Raw genomic sequence first — 17,853 nt, 5'->3', positions numbered from 1 at the left:
TATAGGATTGAGAGAATATAGAGAATGATAATATTAATCTATGACCGATAGATTTTCTCTATATCATAATTGGCGATAATACAATTATATTTTTAGGAAAAATGTCCTATTCCACGATTCTCAATTTCGCATAGTTCAGCATAATTTTCTTTTCCCCATTATGCTCAAACTTAACCGTGGCAATCGGGTTATGCGCGGCTCCTTCCATTTTAATGACTTCACCAAAACCAAATTTTTGATGCTCTACTTTTTGACCCACCTGCAAATTAGAAGTATCACTGGCCACAAAATCCAAAGAAGGTTTATGCTCCACCACTTTTTGATAAGCCGATTTAGGTCCCAGGTAAGCCGGTGTTTCTTCTTTTCGCTTCGCAGGTGGGGGGCCATATCTTTTTTCAGCTTGCTGGGCAGGTGAAACACCCCAGCCATTATTCATTCTTTCGTACCCGCTCGCCGTACCCCATTTGCTACCACCCTGGTTTTTTACACCGCCTCCGGCAAAGCTGCGATCAAGATATTTTTCCGGCAACTCATCAATAAAACGGCTGGGCTCATTTTGTACCAATGAGCCAAATTTATATCGTGTATTGGCGTAGGTAATCCACAGCCGGCTTTTAGCCCTTGTAATTACTACATAAAATAATCGTCTTTCTTCCTCCAGCTCCTCCCTTGTATTTATACTCATGGCATTGGGAAAAAGCATTTCCTCCAGGCCTGCCGCAAATACACAACTAAACTCAAGGCCTTTGGCGGCATGAATGGTCATAAGTTTCACCGTATCTGCATCCGGGTCTTTATTGTCTGCATCGGTTAATAAAGTGATTTGTTGCAAATAAGCGGCAAGACCTTTATCGACCAACTCACCTTCTTCATTGTCTGGGCTCTCGGTCCATTCTTTAATACTATTCAATAATTCCTGGATATGTTCATATCGCTGCACCCCCTCGGTGCTTTTATCATTGAAAAGTTCTTTAACAATATTCGTTTGCTTGCCAACATGAAATGCTACTTCATAGGCATTTTTGGTTTGCAACATGCTGGTAAAGCTTTTTATCATGGTTACAAACTCTTCTATGGATTCCAGTGTGCCTGACCTGAAGCCAAACTTCGCTGCATTGTCCAACACGTCCCACATGGAAATATTATTTTCATTGGCTAGCAAAATCGCCTTATCAACGGTTGTTTTGCCAATGCCTCTTGCCGGATAGTTGATAATTCTCTTAAGTGCTTCTTCATCTTTTGTATTCACCAGCAACCGCAGGTAAGCCACCATATCTTTTATTTCCTTACGCTGGTAAAAACTAAGACCCCCGTAAATGGTATACGCAATACCCATCCGGCGAAGACTTTCTTCAAAAGAGCGGCTCTGGGCGTTGGTACGGTAAAGCACCGCAAAGTCTTTATTGCTGTAATGATTGCGAAGCTTTTGTTCCTGGATTGTATCGGCTACAAACTTTCCCTCTTCATTATCTGTTGCCGTACGAACTAATTTTATTTTTTCACCTTCTTTATTTTCGGTGAATAAGACCTTTTCAATCTGGCTCTTGTTATTACTGATCACTTCGTTGGCGACATGTAAAATACTTTGTGTACTTCGATAGTTCTGTTCCAACTTCACCACTTTCACTTCATCATAATCTTTTTGAAACTGAAGAATATTCTGGATCGTAGCACCGCGGAAACTATAAATGCTTTGCGCATCATCACCCACCACGCAGACATTTTCATGCATAGCGCCTAATAATTTCACCACTTCATACTGCGCCGGATTAGTATCCTGGTATTCATCAATAAGTATGTATTTGAACTTGTGCTGGTATTTACTAAGGCTGTCAGGAAAATTTTTAAGCAACTCATAAAACTTCAGCAACAGATCGTCAAAATCCATGGCGCCGTTTTTAAAACAGCGTTTTACATAAGCTGCATAGATCTGAGCGATGGCAGGACGATTGCCACGCATATCTTCCTGTTGTAAATAATAATCAGTAGCATACTCAGCCGGACCTACCAATGCATTTTTAGCAGCAGAAATCCGGTTATAAACTGTAGCAGGTTTATAATGTTTATCGTCGAGGTTCAGCTCATTGATTACCGTCTTTACCACACTCTTGGCATCATCCGTATCGTAAATGGTAAAGCTATTGGGATAACCCAGCCGATGAGCTTCACTACGCAATATCCTGGCAAATACACTGTGAAAGGTGCCGATGTATAGATTTCTCGCTTCGTTATTACCAAGAATTTTTTCAACCCTTTCTTTCATTTCCTTAGCGGCCTTGTTGGTAAAGGTCAGCGCCAGGATATTGAAAGCATCTACATGGTGCTGCGCCATAAGGTGGGCAATGCGGGTGGTCAATACTTTTGTTTTTCCACTGCCGGCACCCGCTATGATCATAATTGGGCCGTCTTTATGTAGTACGGCTTCTTTCTGCCGCTCGTTCAATCCTTTTAGATAATCTTGCATAATATTATAATACACCCCGAGGCTCACCTGCGGGTTGCATGGGCGCAATTTACGACGCTATGATGGGAGGGAGGGGCTTGTTTGTAAATAAATATTCCTTCTCGATTATTGCTGCCTATAAGCCATTAGCTTTTAACCCTTCTTTTACTTTGCAGGTATTTGTTGTGAATGATTTCACTCATGGGCTTTGCATACACTTTACTTTCTACCCATGAAATAATATCGAGATAAGCAAAGGCCCTTGTTTCAAAACGGCTTTTTTCAAGGTGTTTGATCTTTTGTAAAAACACCTCCAGCTCGGGTTTTAATTTTTTGGCAGGTATATTATGAAATGAATGACGCAGGAAGCGAAACATTTCTTCCTCCACTACCGTCAGGTTCTGCATTTTTGCCATAAACCGATACACGGATTTCGTCAAAGACTCCATGATCTCGTAGTTGCCCAATTCATAATGCGCTAATAAATGTTGCAGCCGTGCGTAGCATTGCAAATCGGTCCGAAGTTCGCCTGTTTCATAAATGATTTTTTGGAGATAATCGATACAAGTGCTGTAATCACCACTTCCGAAATATAAAGTCGCTATTTTATAATTCAACACCATGATACGATGACGATCCAGGAAAAGCGCATTTTCTTCCAGCTTTTCTTCGATATCCGGCACCGCTTTCAAGCCTTCTTTAAAAGTGCCCATCATAAAGTGCTGATTGATTTTGGCGGTGCTGATATACACAAAGGCCTGTATCCTGAAGTTGTCATGTTCCTTCACCCGGTCGGTTTCAGCAAAAGCTTCAAACTCTTTTAAAACAACATCGAATTGCTTGTAGTTACGAAGGTCAAAATGCGCATTTAATAAGTAATGCAGGCCCTTGATATAATGACTTGTTTCAACCCTTATCATCAAAGGCTGGGAACGGAACAGGTCCACCCATTTTTGTGCATAGCGATAGTATTGTAAAAAATCCTGTCGAATAAATGCATACCAGCAATAGCATTGAAATAAATACAGCTTTTCATAAAATCCGTCGAGCCGTTCTATGCCAGGGGGCAGATTTTCCTGCATGAATTTTTTTACGCCGGCTTCATCCCTTTCATTACGAGCATGGCCATGCAATGTAAACCAGCTCAGCAGTTGTAATGACAGGTTGCTCAGCCGTGCCATAACATCGATATGCCGGCTGACTTCGTTAGCTTCCTTTGCCAGCACCTCAGCCCTGCTTTTTATACTGTGTGTAATATGCAGGTTCTCTATTCTTTTTTCAAGTGCTACCGCCTGTGCAAGAAAATAGAATTTTTGATTTGTTTTAGCCAGTTCTTTAGCTCTCTCCAGTATTTTCAGGCTTTGCTGAAACAGGCCTTTTTTATAAAGAATATGAGCATAGTCGAACTGTTCATTTAATTGCAAATCAATGCTATCAGCGCTTTTTAATAGTCGAAGACTGGCGAGTATTTCCTTATAAAGATGGGTTTTGAGATTATATAACTGCCTTTTCTCAGTTCCGGGTAGTCTTTTCAATAACACTTTCTCGTCATATGCCTCCAATTTGTCGATGGCATCAAAGAGACGGACGATTTTTAGGTCTTCGTTTGCGGAGCTGCGCTTGATATAGAGCTTAAAATGTCTCTTTTCTGCCTTTTCAAGAGACTTTATTAATTGAAATAATATATCGTGGGAACGGTTGGACATCGGGCAGAAATTTTCATGGAATAAGCCATCAGTAAGGTTTTGATTACTTTTTGAGCCCGTTTGACATGAGCAAAACTGCGTTAACTTGTTTTGAACGGTCGCAAAAGCCGGGCTACATTTGTGTTGTTGTTACAGGATTCATACAGCAAGCAGTCGTTAGAGAGGCAAAAGTTCGTTAGAGGTCAAAATTAGGAAGCAGAACCTGTAAAAACAAACCGCTACAAGGCGGCTACAAAGATCTACTTCGAAAATTTTTCATATGGCAAGCAATCGTTAGAGGTCAGTCCGTTTCTACGGAAGGGCCTTTTTTGTTTTAAAGGCCCGCTAAAATAGGTGATTATTGGATTGCGTGTTAAAATTTCTTAAACTTTTTTTGATCTTTTTGGTTTTCAGCCTGTTTTGCTACACTGGTTACTGGATTTCGCCAAGTCCATACATCTTTATCTTTGCATTTTCAACCCCACGTGCAGCATATCGAGTTTTTTCATATCGATCATTTTGATGACAACTATCACCGCATTCCCCCGCCTGCTGGTTTGTCGCATTTTATCGATTTTTTTTGGGAAACCCGTTTTGATGGATTGTGGGATCAATATCCCGGAGGCTTTTCTGACGCCCAGTTTCCCAATCTTGGCTACACCTATATCATCAACCTGGGAACCCCTTTTGTAATGCAGGTGGGCGAAAAAAAAATTCCCATGAAAACACATGGTTTTCTGCCCAGATATAATGCAATCGAATGTTTTCATAAGCCCGGGAATCATCTGTTCGGTATCAAGTTTAGAATATCACCGGTGATCTTTCAGAAAAAGGTCGACTTTTCCGAATACAAGGATTATATCTTTCCCCTGAGTTACTTATTGGATCAATCAATCATCGACCAGGTAAAAAAAGCAGGATCGTTTGATGATCGGATTAATATTCTCTCCAAATACTTTCTTTCCTTATTGGCAGATCATGAAGGTTCATTGCACCCCGTTGCTATTGTAAGCAAAATTTTAAATGAGTGTTTTCAAACCAACCAGTTTACGATCTCAATAGAAAAGCTGGCAGAAAAACACAGAATATCGACCCGTACATTACAACGTTATTTTGAAATCTGCACCGGCATTAGTGGCAAACAAGCGCTGCAGGTGATGCGAATAAGAAAAGCAACAGCACATTTGGCTAATTCACCAGCAACCTTTCATTATTCCTTGTATGGATATTACGACCACAGCCATTTCTTTAAACACCTGAGACAGTTTTTGCAGGAAAACACATTAAAAAACAAGGAGCCTCACCTTCAACTATTGGAAAACCTGCATAAAAAAGAGGGCCGGTAAGAATACCAGCCCGAACATTAACATGAGAAAACTAAAAAATTTATATTTCGGTTCATGTACTGTCAACTTTATTGAATTCTAGTTTCCAGCTCTTTGCCTTTCTTCTTCTGATCCGGTAGTTCTTCTGCGTGCCGCCTGGATTTTGTTACTACCAAACCGGTAAGTAAAACTTAGTGTTGCTACACGACTCTCACGGTAAGCATGCCATTTTTCAATATATACGCCCGGATAAGTAATAGTAGCCCTTGGGCGGTTGGTCCAAAAGATATCTGTAACATTCAATCGAACGGTTCCTTTATTTTTCAGCACTGTTTTTTGTACACCACTTGATAAACCCCATTGCGGCTTTGACACCATAAATCCATATTGTCCGCCTGAATTGAAACTGGCATTCAGCTCAGCACCCCACCCTTTTTTAAACGTAAAACTGTTGTTGGTGCTCACATCAAAAGCAGGCCTGCCATTATTTAATGTGGTGCCTGCAAGATTTCCATTAAAATGATTGTAGTAGAGATTACCGTTGTTGATCATATTCCACCATTTCGTGATACGCACCGGAGCCGCTACGGTTAATCCAAAATAATCAGACGATTCAAGATTGATGGGGATTTGAATGGTCACATTTTCGTCGGAAGGAATGTTAGGAAATACATCTTTGAACCTGGCAATAGCGATATTTTGGTTATTTTTTGTGTGGCTATAGCCCAATGTAAAATTCAGACTCTTCAACGTATAGTTTAATTCATAGGACCAGGTGAGTTGGGGTAATAAACCCGGGCTGCCAGTGGCGTAGGTCGTTACATCGATAAGAAATAAAAACGGATTGAGCTGCGAATAACCGGGCCGGTCAATGCGCCGGCTAACTGATACACCTACTGTTTGATCCTCTTTTATATGATAATTGATAAAGGCACTCGGAAACAATTGGAAATAACTGGAATCAAACTTTATGTTGCCTTTGACCTGGTGAGTCTTAATATTTGTTTGTTCGCCGCGGAGCCCTACCTGCCAGTCAAATTTTTTATACGCTTTACTAAAATTGATATACGCTGCATTGTTGTTTTCCTCATAAAAGAAATGGTTGGTCTTATTGATATCATTTTCGGGGACGCCGGAACTTACATCAAAAAATTTAGCCTCATTATCACTCGATACAAAACTGATTTTACCACCGGTCTCTATCCTGGCTTTGTTTTTTAAGGGATGCACATAATCCACTTTTCCTGTTTTCAATTTTAGCTTTCCATCCTGGTCGCCATCCAGCCGGTAATCATCCTGCAAGGGTGTTCCATCCGTTTTATAGTATTTCGTGGCATTATAGGAAAGGGAGTTGAAATTAAACTCTCCGTAGTCGAGGTCAGCTGTAAGTTCCCTTCCGGTACTATCAAAACTGTGCTTGAAGTTGACATTGGCTACTATATTGTTGAAATGATCGTTGTTTCCTGCTCTTGTTTGGAAGGTTGAAACAGGTTGTCCTGCCTCATCAATCACCGTTGCATTATTATCGGTAGTACGTCTGAAATGATTAAAGTTTGTGTTGACGACAAAACCAATAATTGTTTTTTTGTTCGGGAAAAAATCAGCGCCAAGACGGGCTACATTTGAATTAAATGGAAAGCGGGCAAAATTGTCTTTCAGATCCCTCCCTTTAAAAATGCCATTTTCATAAAAATTACGGTCGAGGTATAAATGGTTAAGGCCTTTGCGATAGCCATAATTATAATTGCCAAACAGGTTGAGCTTTTTATTGCGATAGTTGAATGTTGCGCCGGCATTAGCTTTCGGATATACTCCCTGGCCATAACCAGCCGTCAATGTTCCATTGATACCGAATCGCTGATCTTTTTTCATTCTTATATCAATGATACCAGAGTTACCAGCCGCATCATATTTCGCGGAAGGATTGGTGATGATTTCGATTCGCTCAATCGCATTGGAAGGAAGTCCACGCAGATAATTGGCAAGGTCTGCACCAGTCATGGGAGAAGGCTTTCCATCGATCATAATAATAACGCCCTGCTTACCTCTCAAACCAAAAATATCATTTTGATCCACACTTACACCGGGCGAACGTTCCAGCACATCCATCGCTGAGCTTCCTGCATTTACAATGCTGTTCTCCACATTTACAATCAACCTGTCATTTAGCTTTTGAATAAATGGTTTCTTGCCGGTGACCGTAACAGCGCCCAACTGAGTTGCCTGTGGTGAAAGAGATATTTTCATTGAGTTTATATCGGTGTTGCTTTCGCCTAATTCAAGCGGGGCGTATTGTACACCATAATTCACCATGCTTGTTCTTACGAGGTACGAACCAACCAAGATTTTTTCAAACCCGGCAATTCCTTTATTATCGGTGAGTGCCGCTTTAACCAGGGAAGAATCTTTCGCCTTCAGCAACTCCACAGTAACATTTTCGAGTGGTAATTCCTTTTCATTGGTTATGGACACTATTATCTTGTCCGGATTGATGGATTGAGCATTAGCAGCAACAGATAAAACAAAACAGAAAATACTAAGCAGTCTCGGACCCATGTGTTGGAAATATTTGTCCAAAGATTAGCTTAAAACGAATTTTTTCGTAGTTAATTGGTACGGGGAGTAAAATAGGCAAGACGAATGGGTTAGAGCAAGGTTAATGTTGTCGGTTTTTTACATCGGCTGATGCGCAGTAAAGAACCGGAGCTTGACCTGGAAGAAGTCAGGCTAAATGAAACGGTTAGTTGATTGAAATAGCAACATTTCTTAATCGTTTCACCCTGTCCGACCAAATCACATTATAAAAATAAAGAGCTGCCACATTTAGCGGCAGCTCTTCAGTATTGCTCATTTTTACCTTTTAGCTTTTAGGAGTCTCTAATAATTTAAAGAACTGATCAAGCATTGGGAGAATAACAATTCTGGTTCTGCGGTTAGAAGCCCTTCCTTCTTTGGTATCATTATCAGAAACAGGTTTGTATTCACCCCGACCGGCAGCCGCCATCTTCGCAGGATCAAGACCATATTGTTTTTGCAGGATCCTTACAACCGATGTTGCACGTTTTACACTCAGATCCCAGTTGTCCAGCACATAACCACCACCCTTGTATTCTACATTATCAGTGTGACCTTCCACCATGAATTCGATATCAGGCTGATTTTTCAAAACAGTGGCAACTTTTCCCAATACGACTTTCGCCTGTGGTGTTACATCAAACTTAGCTGTTTTGAAAAGAAGTTTATCCGAGATATCGATATATACGACGCCCTTATCCACTTTGATATTGATATCCTCATCAGCCATATTGCCGATAGCGCCTTTCAGGTTCATCACCAGCGCCATGTTTAATGAATCTTTACGGGCCATTTGCTGTTGCAATGTCTGAATATAGCTATCCTTAGCACCTATATTCTCCATTGATTTTTTGATACTCTCTGCCTGTGAGCTGGTAATAACAGAAAGATCTTCGAGTTGCTTTAATGCCTGTGTGTTGTTTTGCTTTAACAGCTCAATTTGTTTATTGAGATTGGCGATATCATTTTCGAGTCCACTTTTTTGACGTTGCAGGTTTGCTTTTTCATCATTGCAGGTTGTAAGAGCTGTTTGAGACTGGTTGTATTGCGTTTGCAAAGCGGCATAGTCAGCCTGTGATTTTTTAAATTTTTTACTGCTGACGCAGGAAAAAAGAAATACAGCAGCAAAGGCTGGAAGTACAACTTGTTTTACATTCATAATGGACTTGTTTTAAATGAATAAAAATTTATTTAATTCCGAATTCAAGGATATTGTCAATGACGTTTTCAAAGGAGAGCAAAGATAACAGAACACAAAAGTTCATTTATTGAAACTTTGTTAATATCGTATTCCAAAAACATGCCTGTTTCGGGACAAAAGTAATGATCCTTAAAAATCTATGTTGATTATACGTTGAAACATCAGTCTTCAAACGAAAACATACGTAGTCATCAGTTCACACGTTAAATTTTGCTTTTTACCGAAAATTAGTCGTTGCATAAAAATTTTCTTTCAACTTTGCGGCTTCACAAGAAAAAAATATATGGCAAAAGATCGTAAAGCAGCGGTTGGATTTATTTTCATTACTCTTTTGATTGATGTAATGGGATGGGGTTTGATCATTCCCGTGATGCCTGATCTGATTGCCCAGTTAAAAAATATTTCCATCAATGAAGCCAGCCCATATGGCGCCTGGTTATTATCTGTGTATGCAATTACCCAATTTTTATTTGCACCGGTAATCGGCAACTTAAGTGATAAATATGGCAGGCGACCTGTTTTATTATCGTCTTTATTAGGCTTTGGCATCGATTATCTTTTCCTGGCACTGGCGCCTACGTATGGATGGTTGTTTGTAGGTCGCATTATCGCCGGCATTACAGGCGCCAGCTTTACCACCGCCTCTGCCTATATCGCTGATGTAAGCACACAGGAAACAAGAGCCAAAAACTTTGGAATGATCGGCGCTGCTTTCGGTTTAGGTTTCGTTATCGGTCCTGCGTTGGGTGGGCTGCTGGCGGGCTTTGGTATCCGGGCTCCTTTTTATGCCGCAGCAGTGCTTTGCCTGTTAAATGCATTGTATGGCTATTTTGTATTACCTGAATCATTAAGTAAAGAACACCGCCGTGAGTTTCATTGGAAGAGAGCCAACCCGCTTGGCTCCCTGCAATTATTAAAAAGATATCCTGCTATTGGCGGATTAGCTCTCTCATTTTTCCTGATCTATCTCGCTGCCCAGGCTGTACAGGGTAACTGGAATTTTTTTACCATCTATCGTTTTCACTGGAGCGAAAAAATGGTCGGTCTTTCATTAGCTGTGGTAGGCCTATTAGTCGGTGGCGTGCAGGGTGGACTTACCAGGGTGATCAATCCCAAACTGGGCAATGAAAAAAGTATTTACCTCGGCCTGCTTTTGTATACACTGGGCCTTGTATTGTTTGCCTTTGCCACCGAAGGATGGATGATGTTTGCATTCTTAGTTCCTTATTGCCTGGGTGGTATCGCCGGCCCCGCATTACAATCGATATTGGCGGGTCATGTGCCACCCAATGAGCAAGGCGAATTACAAGGGACATTAACAAGCCTGATGAGTCTTACCACTATTATCGGCCCACCACTGATGAATTACCTTTTTTATTTTTTCACCAAAGAAAACGCCCCGGTTCATTTTCCGGGAGTGTCGTTCCTGTTGGCAGCCGTGTTTATGCTTGTCAGTGTGCTGATCGCTTATTATGTTTTGCAAAAAGAAAAGACCGAAATGACCGCGAAAGCAGCCTGATCGTCAGACGGACTTCTTTAGCAATTCAACATTTTTCTTTTCACTGCCGATAAAGATTTTATCGCCGATGATTACCACGGGACGTTTAAGAAATGTATACTCTTCGAGAATATAATTGCGATAATCTTTTTCGGTAAGCGGCTTATCTTTCAACCCAAGCTCCTTGTATTTTAAGGCACGGCGGCTAAAAAGTGCCTCATAACTCCCGGCCATTTTCTTCATTTCTTCCAGTTGTTTGGCGGTAATCTTATCCGTTTTGATGTCCTGCATTGCGAAACCCTTTGCTGAATTAATGCCCGTTTCTTTCATAATGGCAGCACAAGTGCTGCAGGTGCCTAAGTAGTATATCTTTTTCATTCCTGGAAAATCGTTTTTTAAAAATCTGGCAAATATGCGCTTTTGGCTCAAATAATGACTTGTTAAGAAGCCGATGTTTCGCAGCTTTTTAAACAAGGGCGAAGAATTATTGTTATTTTTGCGTCTCAAATTGTGAGTTTTATGATTAAGACAGGCAGCCCCATTATCAGCATTTATACTGAAATGACCCCTAACCCGGAAACCATGAAGTTTGTAGCCAACAAACTTTTATACCCGGGCAAAAGCATTGATTTTCCGGATATTGAAAGTGCAAAACCATCTCCGCTGGCAACAGAACTGTTTGGTTTTCCTTTTGTTAAGGCAGTGTTTATAGCCAGCAATTTTGTAACGCTGACCAAAACCAGCGACACGGAAGACTGGCAGGATGTGATCCCCTCGATCCGCCAATTTTTGAAAGAATACCTGGAAGAAGGAAAGCCTGTAGTGAATGAAGAAGAAGTGGCCGCGATGAAAACGGAAAGTAGCAATGCCGTAGCTGCCGATGATGATGATGTGGTTAAGCGTATCAAAGAATTATTGGATAATTATGTTCGCCCCGCGGTAGAAATGGATGGTGGTGCTATCCAATTCAAAAGCTACGAAGACGGTACCGTGAACCTGGCCATGCAGGGAAGTTGCAGTGGATGCCCCTCTTCCATGATCACACTGAAAGCCGGTATTGAAGGAATGATGAAGAGAATGATACCGGAAGTGAAAGAGGTAGTGGCAGAGTCAGAATAAGTCTGAACCAGGACCTGTCTGCCTGCCGGCAGATTTTTTAAGACTAATGAGCTTATTAAGATAAAAAAGCGGCTTGTGCCGCTTTTTTCATTTGCCATTTATCCCAATCATCTTATGCCTCACAGTTCAGACACCTTCCAGTTTACATTTCTTTCCGCCAGGTAATTGATCACAAAATCAAAACAGTCTTTGTGTTTACCAATCAACTCAGGAGGAAAGACACCTTTTTCTGTAAATAAATTTTTCGTGATAAGATTGACTGCGGCCGTGCAGGTATAGCCCGTCGTCCTGGCCATGGACGAAGTTTTACTGGCAGGATCATATTGATCAAATAGATTATACTCCACTGTTTTTTCCTGCCCGTCTTTTTGACCCTTTACAATCACTTTCATAATCGTAAATTCTTCCTCTTCGGGTCCCAGCTTCCATTCGTTGATCAGCAGCTTTGAGGTAAACTCCAGCGGGGAAATCGCAGTGTCTTTTATAGAAATAGGAGTCGTATCAAAAAGGCCTGCTTGTTGTAACGCAATGATCAGATCGATATGTCCCGGATAGCGCAATGTTTTTTCTTTCATCTCGGGAATATGTTTCATCGTGTAAATAAGCGAACGAAGCCCGTCAGTATTGAATGCTTCCAGTTGGCCCACTTCTTCAAACCACATCAGCTCCCGTTCACTCAGCGCCGGTTTAATAACAATATTGCCAGCCTCTACTAATCTTGCCGGCCGGGTATACTCTTCGATTACATCAATGGGGGAAAAAGGTGCTTTGTACTGGAAAGGTGGCTTTTTGTCTTTGGGCAATCCGCCCACATAGCATTCAAAATGAGTGACCGTCATTTCTTCGTTATACCTGCCAATAATAAAATTGCTCATACCAGGCGCCACGCCGCAATCGGTAATAACCGTTACATTTTTCTCCTTTGCCAATTTATCCAGTTGCAGCACATCTTCAGGGAAGAATGAAATATCGACAACATTTTTTCCGGCATTGATCACGGCTTCCAGTGCTTTATAACCCATAAACCCCGGAACCGCCGTTACTGCCAAATCAAATGATCGCAGAAGATCCGGGTAAGTCTTAAAGTCCGAAAGATCAGCAATAAAAGTTTCTATTTTATCATTCCTGCTTTTTAGCTGCGAAAGATTTTCAGCACTAAAATCAAAGGAAGTAACCTCATAGTCATTAGCTAAATCCTGTGCAATGGCCCGGCCAACCATACCCGCTCCTAATACAGCAATCGTCATGGGAGGAAAGTTTTGTGGATCAAATTTAAACGAAGAAAAGCTATGAGCCGTGCGCTGTGAGCCACGAGCAAGGTTTTATTAGTTTCCGATGGTGTCTCGCAGCTCGTAGCTAAAAGCTCGCAGCTTCTTTCTTACCTCTCCTGCCTTGCAATATTTTATAAAAGGAGCGGCTTCTTATTTCGTCAATGGTGAGACCGGTAGCGGTTGCTTCCTGTTCGGAAATTGCTCCACAATTCATGGCCTTTAAAAAAAAATTCAATAAACCCTGGCCCGTGGCGGCATCATCAAAAATATCCCCGGTGAGGGTAGATATAGCTGCTCTTTCAATAAATGTTTTTAACCGGAATACCGCATCGTTGTAACTGCTCAGGAAAAAATTATAGGTAGCCGCATAGCGCATGGGAAGTTGTGCCGGGTTCAGGTCCCAGCCCTGGTAAAAACCATTGATAAGTGAGTGCATGGTATGACTATAACCGATTCGCCAGGCATTGTGCACCGATTCAACATTTTCTTTGATCTTTTCTTTTGATAATTTTTCACCGCGATTAGGAGCAACAGGTATCACGTTCGTAGCACCATCGGATAAAAATATACCGGTGCCACCCAATGCTACTTTTGTCATGTGGTGAGCAAAATCACAAACAGGATGTGCCATAGTTTGATACCTGGCGGTGATGCCGCAGGAAGCCGTATAGTCGTAAGTACCAAAATGTGCGGCGATACATCTTCCTTCGCTGGCTTTGATGATTCTCATCAGCGGGTTTCTTCCTTCTTCATCCATGATGATCTGGGTAGCTTCCACCATTGTTTCCATTTTCAGTGAGCCCGATGGTAAATGATTTTTTGTTTCGATGATTTCAAACAGTCTTACCAGGGCCGTGACCTGTTCGGGAATCGTCACCTTGGGAAGCATAACCACGAAATTATCCGGCAGCTTTCCTTTTGTCTTTTCCAACAGCGTTGCCAGGAAAATATCCAGCGTTTTTACACCCCGGTATTTCAGATCTTCCGTAAAAGGCTTTATCCGGATGCCGATAAATGGAGAGATTGTTTTTTTCTTCATGCCGGTAGCCAGCTCATTTGCCGCAGCTACTGCCGTAGCATCCTCTTCGTCATCAGACCGGTTGCCAAATCCATCTTCAAAGTCGATGCGAAAATCTTCAACGGCTTCTGTTTGTAACTTATGAATGATCTTTTTATAAACGGAATAGGGAAGCCATGCCGGGTGATTTTTTCTTTTCTTTTCACTCATCTTATCAAGGTCTTTCACCAATCGTTCAACCTTCTTCTCTGAAGACGGCAGGTGAACAAATCCTTCCAAATGCAGCACATCGGCCAATACCACGAAGTTGGGCGCATAGGTTTGCAAACTTTTCAGGGCAATCTCGCCCATTTTTACGCAGGTGTCAGATTTGAAAAGGTTGGCGCCTCCATAAACAGTGTGTACGGGCTGACGGTCAGGCTTGTCGCCCGGATAGGTTTGCTGAAACCTGAGATTGGCAACTTTTAAGCTGCCGAGTATGCTTTCTATGTCTGCTTCGTTGATGGAAAGATTCATGACATTAATTTAAGGATTCGGCTGCGGTACTTGTATTATGCAGATGACTTTTGTGTTAAATATTTTTGAACCACCAAGACACAAGGACACAGAGATATACAAAGTTTAGTTACTCCGTGCCCTTTGTGACGTCGTGCCTTCGTGGTTCAATTATTCTGCGTATTAGATTTCACCCGACAGTTTCGTGTTCGTTGTATCTGTTGTGTTACTAAGAGCCTCTATAGGTACTATAGCCAAATGGATTTAATAATAATGGAATATGGTAATGTTCATCCGTAGTAATATCAAAGATGATCTCTACATAAGGATAGAATGTTGTTACCTGGTTTTTGTCAAAATAGTCTTTCGTTTCAAATCTCAGTTTATAAATTTCATGTTGTAACAAAATACCTTTTTCCAAAAGATCTGTAACTCTTCCATCGGCGTCAGAAATGCCCCGGGCTATTTCATCCCATTCGTCATTCTGACCAATATAAAGGATGACAGTGATACCCTGTGCCGGGCGGCCCTTACTGGTATCAAGTATATGTGTGGTGACCTGGCTCATAAACCCCTCCGAGCCTCCCCTAACAGGAAGGATTAACGATTATTCCAATATTTTTTCGATCCTAAGTTTAGTGATCTTGTTTTGCTCATCCGCTGCTATTTCAATTTCTACCTCGGGACTGTTTTGTAAACGTGTTTGTAACATACCCAGCATTTCATTTGCAGACTTTCCTGCAGCACATACGATAAAAATATAACCGAACTTCTCTTCATACTGCTGGTTCGCCTCTTTTAATTGCTGCAGCGTTTCTGATGAAGCGGTTTTTATTGCTCCCTGTTCACCGGCAGCCCATGTGGCTGTGGAAGCAAATTTTTCTTCCAGCGATTCTATGTCGCCGATCTTCGGGTGTTGTGCAAAAGCTTCTTTCCAGTCTTTTTCACTGCATTTGAACCATTGCTCTTCGGCGTCTTCTAATAGTTCTACCATATCATCTGCGGGGAAAAATGGCAGCATTTTTTCAACCCATGCCTGTGAGCCGCAGCATTTCATCAACTCGTCGCGGAGTTGCTGTTTGGGTAAGAGGTTCAATTCATGTAAGGTCATAGCACAATCAATTTACTGTACGTTGAAGGGTGCGACGCAACCGAAGCTGATAGTAGTACTGCTGCTGGCTACATCACATTACACTTTTGTCGGAAACCGGTTTACATTCTTGTAGTAGATATAAACCGCCGGTTCTTTTCCCATTGCCGTAAACCACTGCTGGCAATACGGCGCCATCCAGATCGAGTCTCCTTTTTTCACCGGGTACCATTGATGATCCAGCATATAAATACCTTGTCCCCGTAAGTACAACAAACCATGTTCCATAATATGCGTTTCAACCATTGGCAAATGACCACCCGGGTCATAGGTAAAAATATTTACCGCCATGTCAAAGGAAAGATTGTCCGGCAGCAACACCTGTAAACGCAAAGCCTTATCACCCAAATAAGCCGGGGCAGGCACTTCAGCAGCGTTGCCGAAAATGATTCCGGGGACATCATAGCCTTCCAGCTTTTCATATACCTTGTGAAAACTTAATAGCTGCGTTCCTTCTTTTATATTTTCCAGTTTATATGCTTTACCAATGGGTACATAAATGAATTGACCACTGGTCATCATTTTTATTTTTCCACTGACCGTTGCCTTTAACTTACCGCTGATGATATAAAAGAATAATTGTGATTCTTTCGTGGCACCAATAAGCTTACAGTCCTTCCCCGCTGTTACCAGGGTTTGGCAGAGACCAGCTCCCATTGCTTCATTGATGATCACATTTACCGTACAACCAGTCCAGCCGGGCACTGTGCTATTGATATAACCATCGGGTGCGATGATCGCATGATTTGGTTTAACGACCGTACGGGTTAATGCAGATATTTCCATGCAAAAAAATAATGTTACAAGTTATTGCTCCTTATTAATTGTTGTATAAAGTTATCGGAAACTTCAATGGCTGCCGCTATATCTTCCGGCTCTACATTTTCAAGCGGGTTATGACTAATGCCTTTAAAGCATTTGACAAATAGCATCGACACAGGTGCTACCGTGGAAATGGTTACGGCGTCATGACCGGCACCGCTTACCAATGTCACCAACTCCTGCCCGGACTTATTAATTGATTGAGCCAGCATCCGGCTCATTGATGTATCGCAAATAACAGGCTTGTTGTATTGAATCAGATTCCACTCCAGCACACAGTTTCTTTTTTGACAAATTTCCTCTGCCAACTTTTGAATAGCAGCGTAAGAAGATACCAGCAGTTCTTCATTATCACTACGAAGATCAAGACTCACGATCACTTCGCCGGGTATAACATTACTGGCCGGATGAATGATGTGAAGCTTGCCAACGGTAGCCACCAGGTTGGCATACTGCTTTGCAAAACTTTCCACTGCCAGTACAAATTCGGCGGCACAGGCAAGACCATCTTTTCGCAGGGTCATTGGTACTGTACCCGCATGACCGTTTTCACCATTGAAAATGATGCCAGCTCTATACTGACCGGCAATGCCAGTAACAACGGCAACGGGAATATTTTTTTCATACAAAACAGGACCCTGTTCGATATGTATTTCGTAATAACCCAGCCATTGCTCTTTTGGAATGACATCGTTAGCCAGCTCATTGACATTCCCGCCATTTGCTTCAATGACATCTGCTAATTGTTGTCCTGCTTCATCTTTTATTTGTAACAGATGATTATCGAAACAACCGGCAACGGCTTTACTGCCCAGGTAGGTAGTATGAAATCGACAGCCTTCTTCATCACAAAAACCGATCAGTTCAATATGAAAGGGAAGTGTCGTCTTTGATTGAACAAGTCTTTCAAGAATATCAAGACCCGCTATCACCCCGAGTGGGCCGTCGAATTTGCCGGCATTGATCACGGTATCTATATGCGAAGCGATGACAAAGGTTTTGGCATTGGGATCATTAGATAAAAGTTTGCCGCGGATATTACCGATATTATCTACTCTTGTTGATAACCCGGCTTCCTTCATCCATTGTTCCACTTTATTCCTTGCCTCCAAAAAAGCCGGTGTGCCATACGTGCGGGCAATAAAACCTTCATCCTCGCTGATAGCAGCCAGTTCATCGATTCGCAGTAAAATTTTTTTTGCTCTTTGTAAATAATTCATGAGCCAAATTATTTTTGGAGCACAAAGGACAC

Annotated in this window: 14 protein-coding genes; 3 read left to right on the top strand and 11 right to left on the bottom strand. The window is 41.7% G+C overall.

Annotation, left to right across the window (positions count from 1 at the left end; translation table 11 throughout):
* Positions 1-106: 106 nt before the first annotated feature.
* Both ACFEL9_RS15295 and ACFEL9_RS15290 read right to left on the bottom strand, forming a co-directional pair.
* The gene (locus tag ACFEL9_RS15295; RefSeq protein ID WP_385891707.1) at positions 107-2,464 is read right to left on the bottom strand and encodes an ATP-dependent helicase; all 2,358 of its coding nucleotides are present in this window, start codon (positions 2,462-2,464) and stop codon (positions 107-109) included.
* A gap of 125 nt (positions 2,465-2,589) precedes the next feature.
* Positions 2,590-4,149 carry a hypothetical protein gene (locus ACFEL9_RS15290; RefSeq protein ID WP_385891705.1) on the bottom strand — a complete coding sequence of 520 codons (1,560 nt, stop codon included), beginning with the start codon at positions 4,147-4,149 and terminating at the stop codon, positions 2,590-2,592.
* Between the two features lie 446 nt (positions 4,150-4,595).
* Between ACFEL9_RS15290 and ACFEL9_RS15285 the strand changes: the two genes are divergently transcribed.
* Positions 4,596-5,474, top strand: a complete 879-nt coding sequence (locus ACFEL9_RS15285) for a helix-turn-helix domain-containing protein (RefSeq protein ID WP_385891703.1) — start codon at positions 4,596-4,598, stop codon at positions 5,472-5,474.
* 78 nt (positions 5,475-5,552) lie between these two features.
* Here ACFEL9_RS15285 and ACFEL9_RS15280 read toward each other — a convergent pair whose 3' ends face one another.
* Both ACFEL9_RS15280 and ACFEL9_RS15275 read right to left on the bottom strand, forming a co-directional pair.
* On the bottom strand, positions 5,553-8,009 hold the full coding sequence (locus ACFEL9_RS15280) for an outer membrane beta-barrel protein (protein WP_385891701.1): 2,457 nt from the start codon (positions 8,007-8,009) through the stop codon (positions 5,553-5,555).
* Between the two features lie 304 nt (positions 8,010-8,313).
* The gene (locus tag ACFEL9_RS15275) at positions 8,314-9,186 is read right to left on the bottom strand and encodes an OmpA family protein (protein ID WP_385891699.1); all 873 of its coding nucleotides are present in this window, start codon (positions 9,184-9,186) and stop codon (positions 8,314-8,316) included.
* A 325-nt stretch (positions 9,187-9,511) separates the two neighbouring features.
* On the opposite strand from ACFEL9_RS15275, the gene ACFEL9_RS15270 reads away from it, so the two are divergent.
* Positions 9,512-10,747, top strand: a complete 1,236-nt coding sequence (locus tag ACFEL9_RS15270; RefSeq protein ID WP_385891697.1) for a TCR/Tet family MFS transporter — start codon at positions 9,512-9,514, stop codon at positions 10,745-10,747.
* Between the two features lie 3 nt (positions 10,748-10,750).
* Here ACFEL9_RS15270 and ACFEL9_RS15265 read toward each other — a convergent pair whose 3' ends face one another.
* Positions 10,751-11,104 carry an arsenate reductase family protein gene (locus tag ACFEL9_RS15265; protein WP_385891695.1) on the bottom strand — a complete coding sequence of 118 codons (354 nt, stop codon included), beginning with the start codon at positions 11,102-11,104 and terminating at the stop codon, positions 10,751-10,753.
* A 141-nt stretch (positions 11,105-11,245) separates the two neighbouring features.
* On the opposite strand from ACFEL9_RS15265, the gene ACFEL9_RS15260 reads away from it, so the two are divergent.
* Entirely contained in the window at positions 11,246-11,845 is a 600-nt protein-coding gene (locus tag ACFEL9_RS15260; protein ID WP_385891692.1) for a NifU family protein, read from the top strand.
* 119 nt (positions 11,846-11,964) lie between these two features.
* On the opposite strand, the gene ACFEL9_RS15255 is transcribed toward ACFEL9_RS15260, so the two are convergent.
* The 6 genes from ACFEL9_RS15255 to ACFEL9_RS15230 all read right to left on the bottom strand — a co-directional run bounded on the left by ACFEL9_RS15255 (position 11,965) and on the right by ACFEL9_RS15230 (position 17,821).
* Entirely contained in the window at positions 11,965-13,092 is a 1,128-nt protein-coding gene (locus tag ACFEL9_RS15255; RefSeq protein WP_385891689.1) for a saccharopine dehydrogenase family protein, read from the bottom strand.
* A gap of 109 nt (positions 13,093-13,201) precedes the next feature.
* Positions 13,202-14,650, bottom strand: a complete 1,449-nt coding sequence (locus tag ACFEL9_RS15250; RefSeq protein ID WP_385891686.1) for a DUF6986 family protein — start codon at positions 14,648-14,650, stop codon at positions 13,202-13,204.
* 208 nt (positions 14,651-14,858) lie between these two features.
* Positions 14,859-15,197, bottom strand: a complete 339-nt coding sequence (uraH, locus tag ACFEL9_RS15245) for a hydroxyisourate hydrolase (RefSeq protein WP_385891684.1) — start codon at positions 15,195-15,197, stop codon at positions 14,859-14,861.
* Positions 15,198-15,236: 39 nt separating this feature from the next.
* Positions 15,237-15,740 (bottom strand): 2-oxo-4-hydroxy-4-carboxy-5-ureidoimidazoline decarboxylase, encoded by a 504-nt coding sequence (gene uraD, locus ACFEL9_RS15240; protein ID WP_385891682.1) that lies wholly within the window; start codon positions 15,738-15,740, stop codon positions 15,237-15,239.
* 78 nt (positions 15,741-15,818) lie between these two features.
* Entirely contained in the window at positions 15,819-16,565 is a 747-nt protein-coding gene (gene allE, locus ACFEL9_RS15235; protein WP_385891679.1) for a (S)-ureidoglycine aminohydrolase, read from the bottom strand.
* 14 nt (positions 16,566-16,579) lie between these two features.
* On the bottom strand, positions 16,580-17,821 hold the full coding sequence (locus ACFEL9_RS15230; RefSeq protein ID WP_385891677.1) for a M20 family metallo-hydrolase: 1,242 nt from the start codon (positions 17,819-17,821) through the stop codon (positions 16,580-16,582).
* Positions 17,822-17,853: the final 32 nt, after the last annotated feature.

The sequence above is a fragment of the Terrimonas alba genome (genome assembly GCF_042434975.1).
Lineage (GTDB): Bacteria > Bacteroidota > Bacteroidia > Chitinophagales > Chitinophagaceae > Terrimonas_B > Terrimonas_B alba.
Note: the sequence above shows the minus strand (reverse complement) of the source record. Positions and strands in the feature narration are given on the sequence as shown.

Coding starts and splice junctions, on each gene's coding strand:
- ACFEL9_RS15260 (WP_385891692.1), top strand. CDS start 11,246: ATGATTAAGACAGGCAGCCCCATTATCAGCATTTATACTGAAATGACC.
- allE (WP_385891679.1), bottom strand. CDS start 16,565: ATGGAAATATCTGCATTAACCCGTACGGTCGTTAAACCAAATCATGCG.
- ACFEL9_RS15265 (WP_385891695.1), bottom strand. CDS start 11,104: ATGAAAAAGATATACTACTTAGGCACCTGCAGCACTTGTGCTGCCATT.
- ACFEL9_RS15250 (WP_385891686.1), bottom strand. CDS start 14,650: ATGAATCTTTCCATCAACGAAGCAGACATAGAAAGCATACTCGGCAGC.
- ACFEL9_RS15295 (WP_385891707.1), bottom strand. CDS start 2,464: ATGCAAGATTATCTAAAAGGATTGAACGAGCGGCAGAAAGAAGCCGTA.
- ACFEL9_RS15255 (WP_385891689.1), bottom strand. CDS start 13,092: ATGACGATTGCTGTATTAGGAGCGGGTATGGTTGGCCGGGCCATTGCA.
- ACFEL9_RS15275 (WP_385891699.1), bottom strand. CDS start 9,186: ATGAATGTAAAACAAGTTGTACTTCCAGCCTTTGCTGCTGTATTTCTT.
- uraD (WP_385891682.1), bottom strand. CDS start 15,740: ATGACCTTACATGAATTGAACCTCTTACCCAAACAGCAACTCCGCGAC.
- ACFEL9_RS15230 (WP_385891677.1), bottom strand. CDS start 17,821: ATGAATTATTTACAAAGAGCAAAAAAAATTTTACTGCGAATCGATGAA.
- ACFEL9_RS15290 (WP_385891705.1), bottom strand. CDS start 4,149: ATGTCCAACCGTTCCCACGATATATTATTTCAATTAATAAAGTCTCTT.
- uraH (WP_385891684.1), bottom strand. CDS start 15,197: ATGAGCCAGGTCACCACACATATACTTGATACCAGTAAGGGCCGCCCG.
- ACFEL9_RS15270 (WP_385891697.1), top strand. CDS start 9,512: ATGGCAAAAGATCGTAAAGCAGCGGTTGGATTTATTTTCATTACTCTT.
- ACFEL9_RS15280 (WP_385891701.1), bottom strand. CDS start 8,009: ATGGGTCCGAGACTGCTTAGTATTTTCTGTTTTGTTTTATCTGTTGCT.